This window comes from Propionimicrobium sp. BV2F7 (genome assembly GCF_000510445.1).
Classification (GTDB): domain Bacteria; phylum Actinomycetota; class Actinomycetes; order Propionibacteriales; family Propionibacteriaceae; genus Propionimicrobium; species Propionimicrobium lymphophilum.
Map to the genome: position 1 here is coordinate 302937 of NZ_AZIS01000005.1, position 20931 is coordinate 323867.

Annotated in this window: 16 protein-coding genes; 9 read left to right on the forward strand and 7 right to left on the reverse strand. The window is 49.7% G+C overall.

The features are described from left to right. Positions 1-203: 203 nt before the first annotated feature. The 5 genes from HMPREF1255_RS07790 to HMPREF1255_RS07810 all read left to right on the forward strand — a co-directional run bounded on the left by HMPREF1255_RS07790 (position 204) and on the right by HMPREF1255_RS07810 (position 7886). Positions 204-1766: a class I SAM-dependent DNA methyltransferase gene (locus HMPREF1255_RS07790; protein ID WP_024111550.1), complete on the forward strand. Its 1563-nt coding sequence runs from the start codon at positions 204-206 to the stop codon at positions 1764-1766. Then, complete coding sequence (locus HMPREF1255_RS07795; RefSeq protein ID WP_024111298.1) at positions 1763-2983, forward strand: restriction endonuclease subunit S; 1221 nt, start codon at positions 1763-1765, stop codon at positions 2981-2983. The genes HMPREF1255_RS07790 and HMPREF1255_RS07795 overlap by 4 nt, the downstream gene beginning before the upstream one ends. Next, positions 2976-4010, forward strand: coding sequence for a virulence RhuM family protein (locus HMPREF1255_RS07800; protein ID WP_024111373.1), 1035 nt, complete (start codon positions 2976-2978; stop codon positions 4008-4010). Before HMPREF1255_RS07795 ends, HMPREF1255_RS07800 begins: the two co-directional genes overlap by 8 nt. Continuing rightward, complete coding sequence (locus HMPREF1255_RS07805) at positions 3997-7131, forward strand: type I restriction endonuclease subunit R (protein WP_024111488.1); 3135 nt, start codon at positions 3997-3999, stop codon at positions 7129-7131. The genes HMPREF1255_RS07800 and HMPREF1255_RS07805 overlap by 14 nt, the downstream gene beginning before the upstream one ends. A gap of 80 nt (positions 7132-7211) precedes the next feature. Then, positions 7212-7886, forward strand: coding sequence for a hypothetical protein (locus HMPREF1255_RS07810; protein ID WP_024111538.1), 675 nt, complete (start codon positions 7212-7214; stop codon positions 7884-7886). A gap of 532 nt (positions 7887-8418) precedes the next feature. On the opposite strand, the gene HMPREF1255_RS09470 is transcribed toward HMPREF1255_RS07810, so the two are convergent. Both HMPREF1255_RS09470 and HMPREF1255_RS07820 read right to left on the reverse strand, forming a co-directional pair. Beyond that, positions 8419-9111 carry a TIGR02391 family protein gene (locus HMPREF1255_RS09470; RefSeq protein ID WP_024111306.1) on the reverse strand — a complete coding sequence of 231 codons (693 nt, stop codon included), beginning with the start codon at positions 9109-9111 and terminating at the stop codon, positions 8419-8421. A 58-nt stretch (positions 9112-9169) separates the two neighbouring features. Continuing rightward, positions 9170-9904, reverse strand: coding sequence for a type I restriction-modification system subunit M (locus HMPREF1255_RS07820; RefSeq protein WP_024111284.1), 735 nt, complete (start codon positions 9902-9904; stop codon positions 9170-9172). Between the two features lie 680 nt (positions 9905-10584). Here HMPREF1255_RS07820 and HMPREF1255_RS07825 point away from each other — a divergent pair. Then, entirely contained in the window at positions 10585-11493 is a 909-nt protein-coding gene (locus HMPREF1255_RS07825) for an exonuclease domain-containing protein (RefSeq protein WP_024111402.1), read from the forward strand. A 70-nt stretch (positions 11494-11563) separates the two neighbouring features. Further along, positions 11564-12625 carry an HNH endonuclease gene (locus HMPREF1255_RS09475; protein ID WP_024111427.1) on the forward strand — a complete coding sequence of 354 codons (1062 nt, stop codon included), beginning with the start codon at positions 11564-11566 and terminating at the stop codon, positions 12623-12625. Between the two features lie 43 nt (positions 12626-12668). Here the strand turns inward: HMPREF1255_RS09475 and HMPREF1255_RS07835 are convergent, their stop codons facing one another. From HMPREF1255_RS07835 to HMPREF1255_RS07855, 5 genes are all read right to left on the reverse strand, one after another. Then, positions 12669-13544, reverse strand: coding sequence for an NAD(P)-dependent oxidoreductase (locus tag HMPREF1255_RS07835; RefSeq protein WP_024111545.1), 876 nt, complete (start codon positions 13542-13544; stop codon positions 12669-12671). Positions 13545-13568: 24 nt separating this feature from the next. Continuing rightward, positions 13569-14984 (reverse strand): four-carbon acid sugar kinase family protein, encoded by a 1416-nt coding sequence (locus HMPREF1255_RS07840; RefSeq protein ID WP_024111291.1) that lies wholly within the window; start codon positions 14982-14984, stop codon positions 13569-13571. A 43-nt stretch (positions 14985-15027) separates the two neighbouring features. Next, entirely contained in the window at positions 15028-15714 is a 687-nt protein-coding gene (locus HMPREF1255_RS07845) for a FadR/GntR family transcriptional regulator (protein ID WP_024111444.1), read from the reverse strand. Between the two features lie 51 nt (positions 15715-15765). Beyond that, positions 15766-16446, reverse strand: coding sequence for a cyclase family protein (locus HMPREF1255_RS07850; RefSeq protein WP_024111401.1), 681 nt, complete (start codon positions 16444-16446; stop codon positions 15766-15768). Positions 16447-16755: 309 nt separating this feature from the next. Next, positions 16756-17496, reverse strand: a complete 741-nt coding sequence (locus HMPREF1255_RS07855; protein WP_016456681.1) for a GntR family transcriptional regulator — start codon at positions 17494-17496, stop codon at positions 16756-16758. A gap of 78 nt (positions 17497-17574) precedes the next feature. Here HMPREF1255_RS07855 and HMPREF1255_RS07860 point away from each other — a divergent pair, with 78 nt between their 5' ends. Together HMPREF1255_RS07860 and HMPREF1255_RS07865 are read left to right on the forward strand one after the other, a co-directional pair. After that, a complete protein-coding gene (locus tag HMPREF1255_RS07860) occupies positions 17575-19272 on the forward strand; it encodes an alpha/beta fold hydrolase (protein ID WP_024111341.1) in 1698 nt (565 codons plus the stop codon). A gap of 30 nt (positions 19273-19302) precedes the next feature. Continuing rightward, positions 19303-20703, forward strand: a complete 1401-nt coding sequence (locus HMPREF1255_RS07865; protein WP_024111423.1) for a sugar porter family MFS transporter — start codon at positions 19303-19305, stop codon at positions 20701-20703. Positions 20704-20931: the final 228 nt, after the last annotated feature.

Below are 20931 nucleotides of genomic sequence, written 5' to 3' on the forward strand. Positions count from 1 at the left end.
GAAGAAGTCCGTTAGCCAGCAGATGACGCGCTTCTTGCGGCTCAGGCGCTGTTGGGGCCGGAGTCGAAGCGGGAGCTGGTTGCGGCTTCGTACGGGGTTTAGAGTCTAAAGCCACCGTTGTGTATGCATTTTTGTCAGTGGGGTTATGTATTCTGACAAGTATCCCTTTAATGCGGGTGAGTTATTGACTGGAGGAAGGCCTGATGGCTGCTAAATCAGAGAAGGGCAAAACTCTCGAGCAGACGCTTTGGGAGGCAGCCGATAAATTGCGGGGCAATCAGGAGCCCTCCGAATATAAGCACGTCGTTCTTGGCCTAGTTTTCCTGAAGTACGTTTCCGATCGTTTCGAGGAGCGTCGCGCTGCCATCAAGGTGGAGCTTGTCGAGGACGGTATCGATGAATCGCAGTTTGCGGCATTTCTGGAAGACCGTGATGAATATGCCGGGCACAACGTGTTCTGGGTCCCCGAGGGAGCCCGCTGGGAAGAGCTGCAATCCAAGGCGAAGCTGAATGAGATTGGTCAGTTAATCGATCAAGCGATGCTCTTGATCGAAAAGGAAAACCCGAGTCTGCGTGGCGTCCTACCGAGAAACTATGGGCGTGAGGGCCTCGATAAGAAACGTCTTGGCGAGTTGGTGGATCTGATTGGAACCATTGGTTTTGGTAGCGAAAACGATCACGGCTCTGATGATGTTCTTGGCTCAGTTTATGAGTATTTCCTGGGCCAGTTCGCTGGTAAGGAAACCGGTAAAGAGGGCGGGGCTTTCTATACTCCCCGAAGTGTTGTCCAAACGTTAGTCGAGATGCTCCAGCCGTTCGAGGGTCGCGTTTTTGATCCTTGCTGTGGCAGTGGAGGAATGTTCGTTCAGTCGACGAAGTTCGTGGATGCGCACGGCGGTAACCGCGATCAGCTCTCTATCTATGGCCAGGAGTTCACCAATACCACATGGAAGCTGGCGAAGATGAACTTGGCGTTGCGTGGCATCGACGCAGACCTCGGCCCACGGTCTGCTGATTCTTTTACAGAAGATCTCCACCCAGATCTTCGCGCCGATTTCATCATCGCGAACCCACCTTTCAACATCTCTGATTACTGGAACGAATCACTGGCCGACGACCCTCGCTGGGTTTACGGAACACCGCGCGAGGGTAACGCCAACTACGCCTGGATTCAGCACTTCCTGTATCACCTGGCGCCGACGGGAACCGCAGGCTTTGTCATGGCTAACGGCGCTATGTCTTCCAGTACGGAGACTGATCCGGTTATTCGCAAGAAGTTGGTCGAGAACGACATCGTGGACTGCATCGTCGCCTTGCCAGACAAGCTGTTTATGAATACCGGAATTCCGGCGAGTTTGTGGTTCTTGTCGAAGGACAGACGCGGCAACGGCCATCGTGGAAGGCGAAGCGAAGTGCTGTTCATCGATGCCCGCAGGCTGGGGCGCATGGTGACCCGCGCTAGGCGTGAGCTGACGGAAGAAGACATCGCCAAGATCGCTGGCACCTACAACAATTGGCGCTCGAAAGTGACTGATGGCGAATACGCCGATGAGCCCGGCTTCTGCAAGGTGGCCAGCACCCAAGAAATCGCAGATAACGATTACATGCTGACTCCCGGCAGGTATGTCGGCGCCGGTGAAGTAGAAAAAGACGAAGAACCTATCGACGAGAAAATAGCACGGTTAAAGAAAGAGCTGTTTGCCGAGTTTGAGCGTGGACGGGAGTTGGAAGCAAAGATCAAGCAAAGGCTCGGTGAGATCAAATGACTAAGCAAATGTTATTTGGTGATTTAATCAACAAAGTAATAGGCGGTGGTTGGGGAGAGGAAAGCTACTTCGAAGGTTCTGTTCCTGTTTCAGTTATTAGAGGAGCTGATTTTCCTGCTGTTAGATTCGGTTCTTTCGATTCGGTTCCAGCTAGATGGGAGAGTCGAAATAAAGTAGAAAAGCGATTACTTGAGCCTGGAGACATAATCCTTGAATGCGCAGGAGGAACTTCGGATAGGCCGACAGGCAGGTCAATTTTTATCGACGAGAAGTTGTTGAAAAATTCGCGCTCAGAGAATTTAATTCCAGCCTCATTTTGTAAGCGACTCAGGGTAAATTCCTCACTAGTTGAACCAGCTTACCTTTTCTGGTATTTGCAGCACATTTATCAGTTAGGGAAGATGTGGGACTATCAGGTTAGATCGACTGGTATAGCTAATTTCCAATATTCGTGGCTTGCTGAATCTGAATTAGTGCCATTGCCCGCTCGGTTGGAGCAGCAAGCCATCGCCGCCACACTCGGCGCGCTAGACGACAAAATTGAGTCAAACCAGCGCAAGCATAGTCTTTTAGAGCAGATAGCCTTCGCTCATTATCTCTCAAGCTCAAGACGCGAGTGCCATTTATTCGAAGTTGCAACTCTGACTATGGGATCCTCTCCGAAAGGAAGCACATACAATAATCATGGAGATGGTACACCGTTTTATCAGGGCGTTACGGATTTTGGAAAGAGATTCCCAGGTCAGCGCACTTGGACAACCGATCCCATTCGTTTCGCAGAGCCTAATGATTCTTTGTTTTCTGTCCGAGCGCCTGTAGGCCGTTTAAATCGAGCAATTGAAAAGTGCTGCGTTGGTCGTGGAGTGGCTTCTATACACTCAGAATTCTCAAGCATATTGTTTTATGCACTTATAGATGCTCAGAAGAAATGGGACATTTATAACGCAGAAGGGACGGTATATGGGTCCATCAACAAGAACAACTTAATCGCTCTTATGCTGGACTGGCCAGAACCTACTTGTCTGCATGAACTCGAGGCATCCCTGTCTAAAATTGATCTGAGAATCTTGGCTCTTCATCACGAATCGCAGAACCTCGCCCTGCTCCGCGACACTCTCCTTCCCGAGCTGATGTCCGGTCGTATCCGCGTCGCTGAAGCTCGCGACGCCGTTCAGGCTGCCACCGACACCGAGTTTCCGGAGGTCGGGGATGTCTAAGAAATTGGTCAAGCACTCGTCCGGGCAGTTTCTGATCTTCACTGCGGACGAGAGCAATAGTGTCGAGGTGCGCTATGAGGGCGGCACGATCTGGCTCTCACAGGCGCTAATGGCTGAACTGTTCGATGTTGATGTGCGAACCGTCAACGAGCACCTGTCCAACATATACGAGGCTGGTGAACTGTCTGCGGAGGCAACTATCCGGAATTTCCGGATAGTTCGCCAGGAAGGCTCCCGCCAGGTGACCCGCTCGATAAACCACTACAACCTGGACGCAATCATCTCGGTTGGCTACCGCGTCAACTCCATTCGGGCAACCCAGTTCCGCCAGTGGGCCACGGGCGTCCTGCGAGACTTTACCCTGCGTGGCTATGTCGTTGATCGGCAGCGCATGGAGGCCGGGGAGATATTCGGTGAGGATTACTTTGAGCAGTTGCTCCAAGAGATCCGAGAGATTCGGCTTTCCGAGCGTCGCTTCTATCAAAAGATTACAGATATCTTTGCTACCTCGGTCGACTACGATCCGAACTCGCCAATAACCAAGAAAGTGTTCGCAACTATCCAGAACAAGTTGCACTACGCAGTCCACGGACACACAGCGGCAGAGCTTATCTATGAACGCGCCGACGCGAAGAAATCTCAGATGGGTCTGCATTCCTGGAAAAACTCCCCAGACGGGAAAGTGCTGGCGGCAGACGTCACGGTCGGCAAAAACTACCTGACCAAAGGCGAACTAGAAGACTTAGGTCGTCTCGTAGAAACTTATTTGAATTTCGCTGAATCGCGGGCAAAGCGGCACATACTCACCACGATGGAGCAGTGGGCAGAAATCCTTGACCAGGTTTTAACCCTAGACAGCAGGGAACTGCTGGAAAACGCTGGAAAAATTTCCAAACAATTAGCCGAAGCGCACGCTAAAGAAGAATTTGCGAAGTTTAGGATTATCCAAGACCAGAATTACCACTCCGACTTCGATAAATTCGTGCTTAAAGCAGAGCAGGTGAGTGAGGGGCATGGGCAGATTTAACGAGAGCGTTGTCGAAGAAGCGGCGCTGGAGTGGTTCAACCAAATCGACTATAAAACTGGCTTCGCTCCAGAAGTCGCTGCTGTTGGCGATGCGCGATCGTCTTATTCAGAGATTTTCTTGCTAGATCGCCTTAAAGCCGCGATTAGCGAACTCAACCCGCAGGCTGATGCAAAAATAGTCGAGGCTGTTCTAAACCGAATTAAACACGCAGAATCGCAGGAATCGGTTTACGAAAACCAACGCCTGCACAACTTCATGGTTCAAGGCGTTCCGGTTGAGCTAAAAGCCGAGGACGGCACTCCAACTACGAAGTTATTTAAACTCATCGATTTTGAACAGCCCTACAACAACGACTGGCTGGCGTTAAATCAATTCATGGTTTCAGAAGATGGCCATAACCGCAGGCCAGACGTAGTGGTCTTTTGCAACGGCATCCCAGTCGGCCTTTTGGAGCTAAAGAATCCCGCCGATGAGCACGCCACAATGCGCAATGCTTGGAACCAGATCCAGACGTATCGGGCCCAAATACCCTCGATATTTCTGCCAAATGTTGTCACAGTAATTTCTGATGGTACCTCTGCAGCCATGAGCTCTTTCACGGGTGGTTTTGAGCACTTTGCGCCCTGGAAAACCGTAGATGGCAAAAAGATAGTAAAGAATCTTCCTGCGCTAGAAGTGCTCATCAAGGGTGTATTTGCTCCTCACCGTTTCCTGGACATCATGCGCAATTTCGTCGTCTTTTCTGACGAAGCGGTAACTAGCCCAGAAACAGGGCAACGTACTCGTGCATTAATAAAACGGGTTGCTAAATACCACCAGTATTGGGCAGTGAACGCGGCAGTCGAATCGACTATTCGTGCGGCTTCGCCTAGGGGTGACCGTCGCGGCGGTGTCGTCTGGCATACCCAGGGCTCGGGCAAGAGCTTCGAAATGGTTTTCTATGCGGCAAAGCTCATGAGAGACCCACGCATGGGTAACCCGACCCTGGTTTTTATCACCGACCGTAATGACTTGGACGATCAGCTATTTGGTGAGGTGTTCGCGCCTGCTCATATCCTGCCGGAAACACCAGTCCAGGCAGAAGATATAGAAAACCTGAGAACGCTTTTATCTAGGAATTCGGGTGGAATAATTTTCACCACACTGCATAAATTTGCCCCTGAAGAAGGCAAAGACAGCAACCCGGTTTTAACTGATAGGCGAAACGTGGTTGTCGTTGCCGATGAGGCTCACCGCTCGCAGTATGGTTTCAGCTCGAAGCTTGACTCCTCCGGACGCATTAAATCTGGCCTTGCTAAGCACATGCGTGATGCTTTACCCAATGCGACTTTCCTAGGTTTCACAGGAACCCCTATCGAGACGGGAGACCGCTCGACTAGGGCTGTCTTTGGTGATTACGTAGATGTCTATGACCTGACTCAGGCGGTCGAAGATGGCGCAACTGTAAAAATCTTTTATGAGTCCAGGCTGGCGAAGATCAAGGTCGATGACGAGTCGCTAGAAAACATGGACACGAAGATTGAAGAAGTTGGCGAGGAGGGCCAGCAGGAATCTTCCGAAAAAGCCAAGACAAAGTGGTCTCGCTTGGAAGCTCTCGTGGGCGCAGACGCCCGTCTCGATGCTGTCGCCGCAGATATAGTTCAGCACTGGGAGAAGCGCAGGAGCGCTATGTTCGGCAAGGCCATGATCGTGACGATGAGCCGAAGAATCGCTGTCGAACTGTACAACAAGATCGTAGCTTTACGCCCCGAATGGCATTCGGATGACCTTGACAAGGGGAAGATCAAGGTTGTCATGACTGGCTCTGCGGCAGACCCGGCAAGTTTTCAGCCACACATTCATACCAAGGACGAGCGTCGTGATCTGAAACTTCGCGCTAAAAACCCTGACGACGAGCTCGAGATCGTGATTGTTCGCGATATGTGGCTGACTGGATTCGACGCGCCCTCGCTTCACACCATGTATGTAGACAAGCCAATGCAAGGCGCAGGTTTGATGCAAGCTATCGCGAGGGTGAACCGTAGATTCCGAGACAAACCAGGCGGTTTGATTGTCGATTACATAGGGCTTTTCACTTCACTGCAAGAAGCTATGAGCATTTACTCGCCTTCTGACCGCGAACAGACCGGTGTGCCGATCGAAGAGCTCATCAACGTCATGCAGGAAAAATACGACATCATCATGGGCATGTTGCACGGCGTTAAGTATGATTCTTCGCCAGATCTTCCAGCTGCCCAGCGAATGACTCAATATTCAATAGTTCTTGATTATTTGCTTTCTAACGAGAAACTCGTAAAGCGATTTAACGATCAGGTGTTAGCCCTAAATAAGGCCTATGCGCTGGTTGCATCTCGCCCCGAGGCTGAAGCTATCCAGAACGATGTCCGCTTGTTCACGGATGTACGAACGGCTGCCCTGAAGATACTCCATCCTGACTCTGGGACCTCAAGCCGAGCAAAAGGGGATATCGATTCAGTCTTGTCGCAGCTAGTTAATGAATCTGTCACAGCAGATCAGGTTGTCGATGTTTACCAATTAGCGGGAATGGAAAGGCCCGAGCTCTCTCTGCTCTCTGACGAGTTCCTAGATTCAATTGGTAAAAGTGGCAAGCCCAATTTGCAGCTTGGGCTGCTGCGAAGACTGTTGAACGATCAGATCAAAACGATCGACCGGACTAACAAAATCCGGTCTCGTAAGTTTTCGCAGATGCTAAACGATGCGATAAAACGTTACACGAATAGGTCTCTGACTACGGCTGAGATCATCTCTGAGCTGGTTGAGCTTGCTAAGGAGATGCGGGCAAATAAAGAAAGAGCTGAAGGACTGGGCCTCTCCGAGGCGGAAGTCGCCTTGTATGACGCTGTTATTCAGAACGACTCAGCCATCATGGAAATGGGCGACGAAACGCTAAAACAGATCGCTCGCGAACTCGTCGTCACTGTCAATAAGTCGGCAACGATCGACTGGACAGTTAAAGAATCAGTTAGAGCAAAAATGCGCTCGAAGATTAGACGGCTGCTTGCTAAATACAAATACCCGCCGGACAAGCAAGAAGGCGCTATCAAGCTCATTATTGAGCAGGCTGAACATTTAGCAGCTGAAGCTGATGACTCAATTTGATGGATTTTCTTACGCTCAAATGATTGTTGGTCGTCTGTAACGCTGATTAATTGACTCTGATCGAATAACGAGGGGCAAAGATGAATAGCGCCGAATGGGCTGAAGCCGTTTCAGCAATAAGTAGTTTGGCTACATCGATATTGACTCTGGGATTGCTGATTGTTGCGATTTGGGCCGGCAAGACAGCTGTCGAAGCGATGAAGGCTTCTAGGGATGCTAGCGAAGCTGCAAAAGATGCGAACGAGCAGGCGAAAAAGGACAGTGCCTCTCAAACCAGACCTTATGTTTATGCTGAAGTTGTCCCCGGACTATCAGGCTTAGGCTCTTTCGATTTGAGAGTAGTCAACACTGGGCGTTCATCAGCGCGCAATTTAACCATGGATTTCGAAGCCCTTAGTGAAGATGGTGTTAGTTGGCAAGATGATGAATACTCGAAGACTATAAAAAAATTTTTCCAGACGCCACGTACTCTTCCGCCTTCAGTGTCCATGAGGACGCATTGGAATGACAAATTTAGGAAGGGGAATAAAGTTTTGCAGATTGGAATGCCGTTAGAGGGTAAAATAATTGTGAATTATAAGTCAGATGACAAGGTCTCTTACGAAGATGAATTCGTAATCCAAATAGGTAAATCAGGATTTGTGCCGATTCCGGAGGCTGGTCCAGATGTCGGTGAAAATGAAGTTCCTTCTGAGGCTAATTTTTATGCTCTTGGAAGAGCAATAGCTCGATCAGTTGGTAATTTGAATAGATAGGAAAATTTACTTATCTATTTGGTCCTAGTAATCGGCTAACAAAAAATCGGATGATAGCTATTGGAGTTTTTAATATACTTCAAAGGTAAAATCTGTTTCATTTAGAGGAAGTTAAATGAAACCATCCGTGCATAACTCGGCACTCGAGTTTATGAATCTGAAACAGGCTGGCTTTTCATAGGGGCAGAAGCCACCAGCGCAGCCATAGACAAACTCATCGACCGCAACGCACGCACTGCCCTCAACCAAGACGAATACACCCGCCAATTCCAAGCACGCACAGCCCGCCACAGCGAATTAGTCGAGAGGCATGAGGCCATAGCTGCACAGATCGTAGACAAGCAAAACAGGGTCAAAGCCTACGAATACTACAAACAAGAAATCAGCAAACTAGGCGATCAGCCACTCGAATTTACCCCATACCTATGGCACACCCTCCTAGACCACGCCGTTGCAAAAGTCGAGGGAGAGCTTGAATTTGTGTTTAGAGGCGGCAGTACTTATGACATCTAAATGAAAACCGAACGTCGTCTTATTCGATATCCAATTTGCGATGCAGCAGGCTGGCGAGAGCTAAGTATTCAAGTGCTTCTTGCGGATCTTGCTCGCCAGCAAGTTCATGGGCCCCGGGGTTCCGGATCCCAAGCATCGCTCCACGAAATAGGGCATGGAACCCCGCTTGTTCGTCCTGGCCAGAACGTCCGTCATGAAGCGCAATAGATAATTTGGGCTCTTTTCCTCCGAATGCCTCATCCATCAACTTTGTGCCCGACTGCTCTGAACCCAGAAGGCCGCGAACGCGAACCTCAACTGACACGAAAGCTTCACTTACAGCCCGACTGAAATGGCCATCTGCGAAGAGTTTTCCCGAAGCTTCGATAACTCTCGGATGAAACTTCTCAATAGTGAGTCGTCGAACCGGGGCAATACGGGGAGGCACCTTCTTGCCCCATTTCAACTCGGTGAACTGCATGTTCCGGAAGCTGGGTCCCTTGGGCGCGAAAATCTTTACTTCACTAACAAGACGGCGTTCGATTCCACCACGCGGATCCTTAACCTCAACAATATCTCCCTCGTATATTGGTGTATCCACAGGAACAAAACCTGACTCCGGCTGAATATGCGCCTCAACGTTAAAACGCTTCTCATCAGTAGTGCCTTCAGCATGAACTACTTCAACAGTTTCATGTCCAAATGTACGGAACATCGGCGGTTCAAGCGACATCGTTTATTTCCTCTTTTCCTTATCTGGGTGTGAACCAAATGTCTTAGAATCGAACCCTCTAAGCTGCGAGCGCTAAAGACTCGCCATTTTGTATCCAAACCGAATGGAAAGCTTCATACACGCGTGAGACGCGCTTTTTGCCTAACACGGTAATGCGCGCAATAAGCTCCGAGACGTCCTGCGGAGTGAAGAACTCGCCACCTGACTTGCCTGCGCTGGAGGCGTACATGGTCATCAGGTATTCGTATGCGTCACCGAAGGTATCGATGTCGGCGTCCTGGTAGTTGTCGAACTCTAGATCGCCAATAGCATCCAGCAGTTTGACTAGCTTGTCGTTGCGCTGCTCAATCGAGTTACCCAGGCGGGCGCTGTTGACATTGATGTCGTCGAATAGGCCCTTCATGTCGTTTTCGGACTCACTGCCGATAGCCGACGCTTCGATATTCGCAAATACCCTGGCTAGAGTCTCGTTCAGGTTGAGGTCGCGCGGGGCGCTGCGACGCACGTTCTCGAAAAGCTCCGACGGCAGAATAAAGAAGCCAAGGGTGTTGACCGCGTCGTTGCGAACCTGTTCGGCCATGTCGTCGGAAATCTGTGCGTAGTCGAAATCGGCGTTGCCGTATTCGGCCTCACCCTCGTTCACCCAGATGGTGATGTGCTCCGAAATGAATCGGTAAAACAGCATACCCAGCACGTAGGCCTTGAAGTCCCAACCGTCGACGCTGCCACGTAAATCGTTAGCGACCCGCCAGAATGTGCGGTGAAGATTAGCGCGCTGCTGCGATGCTGCCATGAAAACCTCCAAGTAGAACTCGAGGCCAAGTCTATCTTCAAGGCGGCTGTGGGTACGGCAGGCACAACCCGGACGGGGTGAAGCGGAATCAAGTACCCGGGATTTCCGGATAATTGGGAAATGCTCCGTGGGTATTTTCGAGCAGAGCTAGATGGAAGATCTCGACTTAACCAGCGATGAGCAACTATTGGAATTTCTCCAATAGTTAACAATGAGCCGTGCGTTGAAATCGGCATCCACCGTGGGTGGGTCTCCTTATCTCCACTTAAACCGCAATGACGTCTATTAATTTTTCTAGCCCGACGAAATCTTTCGGATTCCGGGTGACCAGTGGAAGACCTTCGGCCAAGGCGGTTAGTAATTAAAGGTTTCGAAAAATATCAACGCCCTGGCAGAAAAGATTGAGCAGCTAGAACAGCTTCTGCTCGGGCTCGAACAGATCAACCAGCTTGGGGCAGGTGATGGGGCACCGCAGGTCAGATCGAAAGTAACTAAATGGTTTCGTTGAATTCTTTAATTTAACTTCAAAAAATGCTTTATCCGTCTGTCTAAGTTGTCTTAATCAAGCCAAAAAAGAAAAAAGCTTCTTGCCAGGGTCTTTAAGGTGCCTGCCGTTTAGATAGCTAAATGGATTTGGTTAAATGAAAGTACAGGGTCAAGGACGACAATGGAGATGACTAATGAAAGAATTTGTTGCAATCGACTTCGAAACAGCCAACGAGCAGCGTCGCTCAGCTTGTTCGGTAGGTCTTGCTCTGTTTGATGAGCAGGGGGAGCTCGCTGACACTTACTCCACGCTTATTCACCCACACTCCGATGTTGATTACTTCAACCCGGTAAACATTTGGGTGCATGGCATTCGTCCTGAGGATGTGAAGGATGCTCCGCGTTGGTCAGAGGTTTATCCTCAGGTTACGCAATTTATCGGTGATCGTCCGATCGTCGCGCACAACATGGCTTTCGACGGATACGTCCTTTCTGATCTAGCTAATTTGTATGAGACTGCGAAGATTGAAAATAGGCGCTTCTGCACCGTTCGGTTAGCGAGGAAAATCCTGGCCGACAAAGTCGAAAGAAAATCACTTGATGAAGTTTTTAACTACTACTTCCCTGATGATTCTTTTAGCCATCACAAAGCCGCTTCAGACGCTGAAGCCGCAGGCAAAATTTTCGCTCGAATGCAGTCAGAATTCGGCTATGAAGAACTTGAGCGGCTCTGCCCAGAAACAGGTAAGCGCGGTAGAGGTGAAAGATCCGGAATCTATTCGGAACAGCTCGCTGCCAACGAATTGCTTGAGCGGTATGGAAAATCAAAGGCACTAGAAGGCGAGCATGTGGTCTTCACCGGGACGTTAAAGCATGGCCAACGTTCTGCTGCTCATCAACTGGTCAATGCCATTGGTGGTGTGGCCGATAAGAACCTCACAAAGAAAACGACTTTGCTAGTTGTCGGTATTCCGAACCCGAGAGCCTGGAAAGAAAACGCCACTGGTTCAAGAAAAATGCTGAAAGCAAGCCAACTGCGCGAAGCAGGTTCACCAATCGAGGTAATTAGCGAAGAAGAATTCTTTAATCGCCTAACAGCTTGAGGATTAGTCAAAATCTTTGCAAAGAATAAACGAATTTTCTTGATCAATATTTCATCTACAGGAGAGCGCGATGCTAGCTTCTGAATATGCAAAAATTATTAAAGATGACGTCGGTGATTTAGTTAATAAAACTGTTGTAGCTAAACCGCGTGGGAACGGTGGTGCTAAATCTGAAGAAGCCTTCGAGAAATTTAAAAATTACCCAGGTTTTCCTGATGCTATAGGAATTCTGTGCTCATACCTAGAAATAACGGGTGCCTATTTTGATGAAGTTCAAAACCTTGCAGTTAGCGCTCTGCCACAAAGGGGCAATTTGAATATGGGCTTTGTAGCTTCGGCAGGGGTAGAAGAACAGCTTTTTACGGTTCTTGGATCAGATGGTTCGTTAGCTGCTTGGCAAGTGTCTCTAGAACCTTCTGAAGAATTGTTTGAAGAATATTGGAGACTTTTGTCCGAAGATGAAGGGCTGACACTAGACTTAGTAGAGGGGTCTTACGAGTCTGAACCCGCTTTATTCGTTGGTCAAAATATCAAGCAGTTTGATAAGGTTGTTTCTTCGTCAATTTGCCTAAAAGCTATTAGGAATCAAAAAGATTATATGCATGAAGAGATGCATTTTTTGAAAAGGCGAAATGACTGGCACAATAAAAATCTTTGGGATTTTATTGGAAAATTTTTATTTAATTCATGCGAACGTGGTCCAATAAAACGGTCTATTAAATCATCATTTATAGGTGTAGACGATAATCTTGATAAAAAGAGCTCCGTAGAAAATGTTAATGGTTCATTTGGGAAACGGCAAGAAAACAATTTACTTGGGGCAAACGAAAAAGACTTCGACGTGACCAAGGAGTTAATCGAAGCTTTCGGGATTATTAGGAATCGTCCAGCGCAACGTGTTTTTCGTTCAAAGCTGCTGGAGCTTAGAGGAAGATGCGAGCTATGTGGCATTTCGCAACCGGAAATCTTAGAGGCAGCTCACATAAAACCGAAGTCTGAAGGTGGTGAAGATTCAAGTGAGAATGGTCTGCTTCTCTGTCGAAACCACCACAAAGCTTTCGATGCGGGCCTCCTTCTCTTTGATGTGAATAAAAGAAAACTATGTTGGCAGGATGGCGTTGATGCCTTCTAGAAAAATTGTGGGGCGCTATGCGCCCCACAATATGTTGATTAGTTTACTTAGGCTGAACGACCTTGATAACTGACGAATCGTCGGACGCACCCTGACCGTTTGCGTAGCCAAGCAGGAACTCCTGCTCAGCAGCCGCAGCTAGCGGCACTGCCATACCAACCGATTTGGCTGCTGTGGTGACGATATTCATGTCTTTGACGAAAATGTCCAGACGAGACTTAACCTCTGCGTCTTTACCTTCGTATGCCTCGATAGCTCGGGGGCCTCTGTCGCCAAGCATGAACGATGCAGCTGCTCCACCCATCAAGGCCTCAAGCGTTGCCTCCTGTTCGAGGCCGAGCTTGCCTGCAAGAGCCAGCGCCTCTCCGGCTGCAGCAATGTGGACGCCGCAAAGCAGCTGGTTAACGGTCTTTAGTGCCTGACCCTGGCCGGCCTCCTTGCCGACCCAAACCAGGGTAGAAGCCATCTCGTTAAGCACCGGTAGTGCCTTTTCATAAGCCGATTCGCTAGCGCCAACAACCACTAACAAATCACCCTCGCCAGCCCTGACAGGGCCGCCAGAAACCGGGGCATCTACTATCTCGATCTCGTAGCTAGCCAGCATCTTTTCGACGCTCCTCACGGCCTCAATGCCGATCGTGGAAGTGACTAGCAAAACCGAGCCCTTCTTCATCGAAGAAGCAATTCCGGCCTCACCAAAAAGAAGATCCTCAAGCTGCGCCTGGTTGCGAACCGCAATCAAAGTGCAATCAGCTTCAGCGACGCAGTCGATAGCAGAACCCGCACAAGAGCAGTTAGCTGATTCCGCCTTAGAAATCTGAGTAGGGGAGACGTCAAAGCCAGTTACATCAAACTTTTTTGCCAGGTTTGACGCCATCGGCAAACCCATAGCGCCCAATCCAATAACTGCGATTTTCATTTATCTAGATCCTTTCGATTTCTATTAAGAGAGTTTCTCGACGACCTGCGCTAGAGAATTCTCGTCACCAACATTGCCCGCGAAAACGATGTAGGGGACACCCTCGCCAATGCCGTCTTCAGCAAGCCATGCTGAGACGATTCCCGGCAGTGCTGGGCCGAGAACTGTTGCATGCTTCATTTCGAGTCCCTTGGAAGCCACGTCGGATGAAGTGATGCCACCCTTTGCGATCACGAACCGTGGCTTTATGCTGCGAACAATCCGGTTAACTATCTGAACTACGCAATCCGATACTTTTCGTGAAATTTCAAGAGACTCATCTGGGTCGTCAGTTTTGATCAACTCTCGGCTCGTCTGAACAACAACATTCTCGCCTCGAAGAGTCTCGATGGCCTCATCAGAGATCTCCTCGATTAGCTGTTTCCTATCGTTGGAATCCAGGCATCGACGAACATCAATTTCTAAGATTTTTGGATCAACAGAATTTTTAAGCGTATTGAGCTGGCGAGTGGTCAGATCGACGTGCGAGCCAATTACGATAAGCCCACCCTTGGCGTCAATCTCCGGAGCTGTATTAGCAAATACCTCATCGGCGCTTAATGGTGTTTTTTCCTCTTGACCGAGCCTTGCACGAACGAAAGGCGGGCCGACGCGATAGACGAAGTGCGCGCCCTCAGCCTCGGCCTCAGCTAATGCCAGAGAAAGCAGGCGAAGATCATTTTCTGTCACAATATCGACGACAATCGGCTGGCGATTCTTTGCCGCAAGAAGTTTGCTGGCAGTTCCTGCCCCATCGCTGCGGAGCGTATCCAAATCAATCGTGATTACTTCCGAGGAGGACACCTCACCAGAGGTCTTTTCTTCAACCCACTCAGGTAACTTTGACGATTTGAAACCAAAGGATGCGTCTTTGGCGAACTCTGATTCACCCACAGGCTTGTAAGTGTCGTCAGAGCCCTTCACATAATGAGTCGAGTCGATAGTAATTCTTCCTGCGTCAGGGAAAGCCGGCACTATGACAAAACCATCGACGTTTTTCGCTCCGAACTTTTCGATTTCGTCAGCAATCGTGTTGGGCTCAAGAGGATAGTGGCCACGGAGAGTCGAATCAGAACGCGAAATGAAAGAGACAGATAAGTCTTCGGGAGCAGCAGATAGGGCGGCGCTAACTACTTCCGCGTTGACCTTTTCTGCGTCCCTAGCTGAAAGTGAACGCGAGTTAGTCATCACATAGACGGCAGGTTTGCCGGTAGAAAAAGCCCACTCAAAATCTTCTTTTGTCCAAGAGGTGATGACAGGCAGATCTGAGATTGATTGAGTTCCGGTCGGGTCGTCATCCAGGACCACATAGAAAGGTGCATTCTCGTTTTTGGCTCCGATCTTTTTCGGATTGACATCGATCTCCGACTTCTTTCCTTTGAGCAAGTCGTCAATGCGCATAGATACACTCCTTTGTGTTTGCTTCTAGGTCAAAACTGCGTGGTTAGAGCTTTTCAAGTGAGTCGTGGGTTTGCTCCATGTGGGCGAGCATCGTGTTTTTTGCCAGGACAGGGTTTCCGGAAGCGATAGCATCTCGGATCTTTCTGTGAAACATCCGTGCCTTTTCTCTAGTCTCGAGATCTTTTGTGGTCATGATTCGGTTATGAGTCATGGCTTTCTCAAGAGGCTGAAGAATCACCTTGATCAGAGAGTTCTTGCTAGCTGCAAAGACAGCGTTATGAAATTCGATGTCTTCCTTTGTTGCTCTGAGAATGTTTCCTTCCGAAACCGCTTGATCGTATGCGTCCAGCTTTTCAGCCATGATGGTCAAGTCTTCGGACGTGTGATTCAAAGCGGCGAGCTCGGCCGCGCCCGCCTCAAGCAAGCAGCGTATTTCTAGCAGCTTCAAACCAAATTCTTTGGGGCTAGAGCGGCGCGATCTGAATTCCAATAACGTGCTCATGTCGTTCCATTTATCCGGATCTGCGATGAAAGTACCTTTGCCGTGCACCACTTCTAAAACGCCTCGGTCGCGAAGAACCTTCACAGCCTCGCGCAGGGTTAGACGAGAAACGCCGATGGAATCGGCAAGCTCCGACTCTTTCGGAATGGAGGAAAGAGGCTGGAAAACGCCATCTAGAATCTTTTCCAGAATGTCGTTTACCGCTTGATCAACTAGACCTGCTGCCATCTTTCCTCCATTTTTAATTACTGAACAAGCCTTTCGGCCTGCTGCAATTGTTCACTCAACCAGCGCCATGATATTGACCGGCGCAGAGTCGACACCCTTGATGCGCAGCGGCCCCATGGTTAAGACCTTGATCTTTTTATCACCTAGCTCCTTGAGGCTCATATCCTCAATGGCAGTAATGGTGTGGCCGGTGTAATTGCCGAGCAGCCAGTGGTGAGCTTCTGGTCCGAAGTCGTAAAGCGGGGAAGCAACAGACAACCAGTCCATGCCAATGGTGTCTAGCTCGGGGAAGTCCTTGTTGAGCCACTCGCAGAGATCTGGGTGAAGCGCAGGGCCTCGGTTTTCGTAAAGATCCGGGTCTGCCTTCTTGTGCTCTTCAAAACCAGTCCTGATGATCAGCAGTCGCTTGCCCTTGATTTGGTCGGCGAAAGGCTCAACTGCAGCCTTGTTTACAATTGCGCCTTCTTTGTTCATTTCCGGCAGGTCGATGACGACAATTTCGTCGCCCATGAAGCCGAATTTTTCGATGCCCAACTCATCGAAGTTGGTGCCGTGGCTGTTGAAGTGACGAGGGCCATCCATGTGGGTTCCACAGTGGTTTGGCAGATCGATCATGTAGGAATTGAACGGCTGAGTCTCTGAACGGACCGAATCTTCGCGAACTTTTGCAGTCGGCTCGCCCGGGAATGCGCCGTCCTCTGGATCAATGATGTGCGATAGGTGGATAAACATGTTTTCTCCCTTTGTCGACGTTGACTAGTGATATTCACCTAAGGTGTGACTTCACGATAACAAGAGATCTGACCTCACGTTACAAAAGAGATCAGATCTCTTGGATTTTCATTAAGTTGCTTGGGAGATTTGTTCAGCGGTTGGGAAAATTATGCAGCAGCTCAGCGAGAATAAATAAAGCTTCGCATTTAGAGTGACGATTAGCCTACGGAGTGTATTTGGTGAACGTGTGATTCTTGGTCTGTCTGTTCATTGTAAGTGCGAATCTAGGTAAAATCTTAAGCATGATAATTGACGTGGATGTGAGAATCAGAGTGTCAGCACAACATGTTTGCCGATGAATTTGGTGGTCATCTCTGCAACAGTTTTACCCTCTGGATTTCGGAATGAAGCCTCAATAACTAATAGAGCATCAGGTTCTGGCAAGTGAAGATGCTTCGTCTCATCATCGGTCGAGATGCGCGAATGGACAGTTCTAATGCCCTTCAGGTTGCTAGATTTTTCGCCGAAATTTTTTGAGAGTAGCGATGGTAAGTCGCTAGAGAGATCGAAGCCAAGAATTCCTGGAAAATCATCAGCCCTGACCAAAACAATTTCGATTCCGGCCAGTTCTTGGTAGTTCTCATCCAGGTAATGAGCTCTGCGAATGGTCGCGACGAACGGTTCATCTTCTGCCTGAAGTAGCTTGCGTTCACTGTCGTCGGCAGCCTCAAGTGCTGCCGAGACAAGCTTTACGTGGGTTTGCGGATATTCAGCTGCATTCCAGCTAGCCACCGTAGACAGAGGATCTTCTTGCTGGGGGAGCTGATTTCGGTCTGCGACAAACGTGCCGCGTCCAGGTATCCCAACGGTTAGCCCATTTTGGCTCAGAAGCATCAGTGCACGACGAACCGTCATGGGCGAGACCTTGAAAGAGGAAGCAAGTTTCACTTCGCTGTCCAGGCGCTCTCCGGGGCTCATTCCAGATATCCGTTCAAGCAAAGCCTCGTAAACCTTGGCGTACTTTGGCTCCATAAGTTTTCCTTCATCGTTGTTGTTGACAACAAGCATAGCGGCACCCTAGGGTGTTGTTAAACATTCGCCCTAGGGTGAATGTCGTTTCCCTGACAATGAGCCTAAGGAAGCCTCATGAATCAAAAGCGCATCTCGTATTCAGTCACGGGCTGTGAATCTCGAGGAGTTATCGTCGCGTTCCACGGCGTAACAGATAATGCTGCCTCGCTTTCTGATCTTGCGCGCGAATGGAAAAAAGATTGGAAAATATACCTAGTAGACACCCTAGGGCATGGGTTGTCTGAAAGCTTTACTGCTGAAGAACTAAAAGACCCTTTCGCTGCAATGGTTACACAAATGCGTTCTGTAGTTGTTGAGGCGGCTCGAACAAGCCTAAGTAGAAAAGTCGTACTAATCGGTCACTCGCTCGGTGGTGCGATTGCGGCCACGATCGCGCAGCAGCTGCCCGACATCGTTCAAGCTCTGGTTCTAGAAGATCCCGCATTGCTAACTCAGGAGCAGAAAGAGCTCTACCGCAGTTCAGCCACAGATCTAGTAAAGCGTCAGGAAATGGTGACCGAGCATGTTGGCGATGCCATCAGCGAACTAATGAAGGTCTACACGGCATGGCCACCGTCTGAATACGGCGCATGGGCACAAGGTAAAACACAAGTCGACCGCAAATTCGTTGCTACCGGAGTGGTTGGCACACTCGGGCGAGAAGTTTTCGCAAAGCTAAAGATGCCGACTTTGCTGGTTACCGGCGACCAAGACGATGTTCTTTTCGGCAAAAGAGGCCAAGCAGAACTAGAAAAACTCGGCAAACCTTTTATTAGCTCAGTTTTGATTTCTGACGCGTCCCACACTGTCAGAAGGGACCAACCAGAAGAGTTCTACCGGGTAGTTGGAGCCTTCATCAACCGCTATGGAACCAGGCAGGAGCTTCCCGAACCATTCATCGCCGAAGAGCTGCGGGACGTTATCGCGGCAACACCAAAACAAGACACTGAAAACGTCGCCGCGATGCGAGAAGAAGGCGAGAAGTTACTTGCTGACGTGCGTCCTAAAGATGGCATCGTCGCAACTGACGTTCGACTAGGCGAAAAATTCAATCTACGCTGTCTGCGCGCAGAAGGTGCTGAGTCAAAAGTAGCCGTGCTGGCAATACATGGTGGCGGCTTTGTAGCGGGGGCGGCGCGATACGATGATGAACGTAATAGCGAGTTGGTAGAGCTTTTCGGAGGAGCGGTCATCGCCAGCCCCGATTACCGGCTAGCTCCTGAACACCCCTGGCCTGCAGGAGCACAAGACTGCGCAGACTCATTGCGATATCTAGCGAATAAATATCCAGATTTGCCTTTAATAGTTTTCGGTGATTCTGCAGGTGCTGGTTTAGCACAGCAGGCAATCCAGATCGTTCAAAACTCCGACGCCCCGGTAAATATCGAGAGAGCAATACTCTTTGAACCATGCCTAGAACCAGGCATGGCCACCAGATCTTTCGAAACATATAAAGACGGCCCCATCTGGACAAAAGAAGCCTCCGAAGGCGCCTGGAGGCAATACCTGGGGGACGTAACGAAAGCTTCGCCATATATCCCCTCCCGGGCAGTTGCTGAGCTTATGCCGCCAACTTTCGTAATAGTTAACCCGGCCGATCCTTTGCGCGATGAAGGCATTCACCTTGCCGTAGACCTGGCAGACGCAGGGGTGCCCACCGAATTACATATGTACGCAGGAACGTTCCACGGGGCACTGTCAGTTCCCGGAACAAACACGTGGGAGCGTGTCAAAGAGGATGTCCGTTCCTTCATGTCAACTCCAATCATCTAATCAACTCACTAGTCTTGGAAAGGACTTCTCATGAGCAATAACAACAGACTCCTGCAAATCGCAGGGGCGGCTGCCCTAGGCGGCTTCCTATTCGGTTTTGACGTTGCTGTCATTAACGGTGCGATTGGTTCAGCGTCGGGAAGCGAAACCGGCTTCGGCCTTACCCCTTGGCAAACGGGTCTGGTGGTTTCCATCGTTAGCCTGGGCGCAGCAGTTGGTGCTGCAATCGCAGGCGGTATTGCTAACCGAATTGGCCGTGTGAAGGTCATGATCGCTGCCGCAATCCTATTTTCTATCTCTGCGATTATGAGCGGCCTATCGTTTAGCTTTGGCGCGCTAGTTATTTGGCGTCTAGTTGGCGGCTTCGGTGTGGGCATCTCGGCTGTCATAGCGCCTGCTTATATCGCAGAAATTGCTCCTGCCGATAAGCGGGGCAGACTAGGAACCCTTCAGCAGCTGGCCATTGCGGTCGGTATTTTTGGTGCCTTCATCACGAACTTCATTTTGGTTAAGGCCACCGGTTCTGCCGACGCTGAAGGCTGGTTTGGGTTGCACACTTGGCGATGGATGTTCATCAGTGAGCTGCTGCCAGCCGTTCTGTATGGAGTCTTCGTTATCTTCCTACCCGAATCTCCTCGCTACCTCGTCTCAATCGGAAAAGAAGAAGAAGCTGAGAAAATCATTTCTGCAGTTGGCTCCGACTCCGACCCCAAGGGACGAATCAACGAAATCCGTGGGTCACTTGCGGGACACCGTCCTCGGTTCGCTGACCTTCGCGACAAGAAATATGGGTTGCGTCCAGTCGTTTGGGTAGCGCTAGCCTTCGCCTTCCTCATCCAGATGGCAGGTATTAATAACGTTCTACTGTATGCAACTGATCTTTGGAGCACAGTAGGTTTCGAGGGCAACCTGTCGGTATTCATTCCGGTATTGACCTCAATCATCGGCATCGTAATGACAATCGTGGGCATGAGTGTTATCGACAAGGTAGGACGCCGCCCGCTGCTCCTTTGGGGTGCAATCGGCATGTTTGTTGCGATGGTAGTCGCAGCTATTACCTTCACCCAGGGCACCCTGACCGAGGAAGGCGCACTCAACCTGAGCGGAGTGTGGGCTATGGTCGCGCTTATTAGCGTTCACCTGGTTTACATCATTTTCTGTGGTACCTGGGGCGTTGTGCTTTGGGTATTCTTAGGTGAAATTTTCCCGAATCAGATTCGTACCGCTGGCCTCGGCTTCGCTACAGCCGGTAACTGGATCGGTGGAACCTTAATTACCTTCCTCTTCCCGGTGACCAAGGAATACATCGGTCTGTCTGGCACATACTTCTCATACGCTGTAGTCGCCGCAATCCTGATCTGGCTGGTAGCTCGCCACATCCCAGAAACCAAGGGCGTCGAGCTTGAGGACATGTCTTACGACCTCAAGTAGCTGATCTTGGAACCCAAGCGCAGGTAATGTGTCGAAGCTAAAAAGACGGAAAATTTCCACCTACAAACTTTAGGATTCGCCACTGGCGATTGCTGCCTTAACCAGTTCACAATGCTGCGCCCGTGGGCTTAGGAGATCAATATTAGAAATGCTGATTAACCGTCAGCACGCGATATATGTGCTGACGGTTAATCAGGAAATACAACAAACAATCAATCGGTGTTTGAC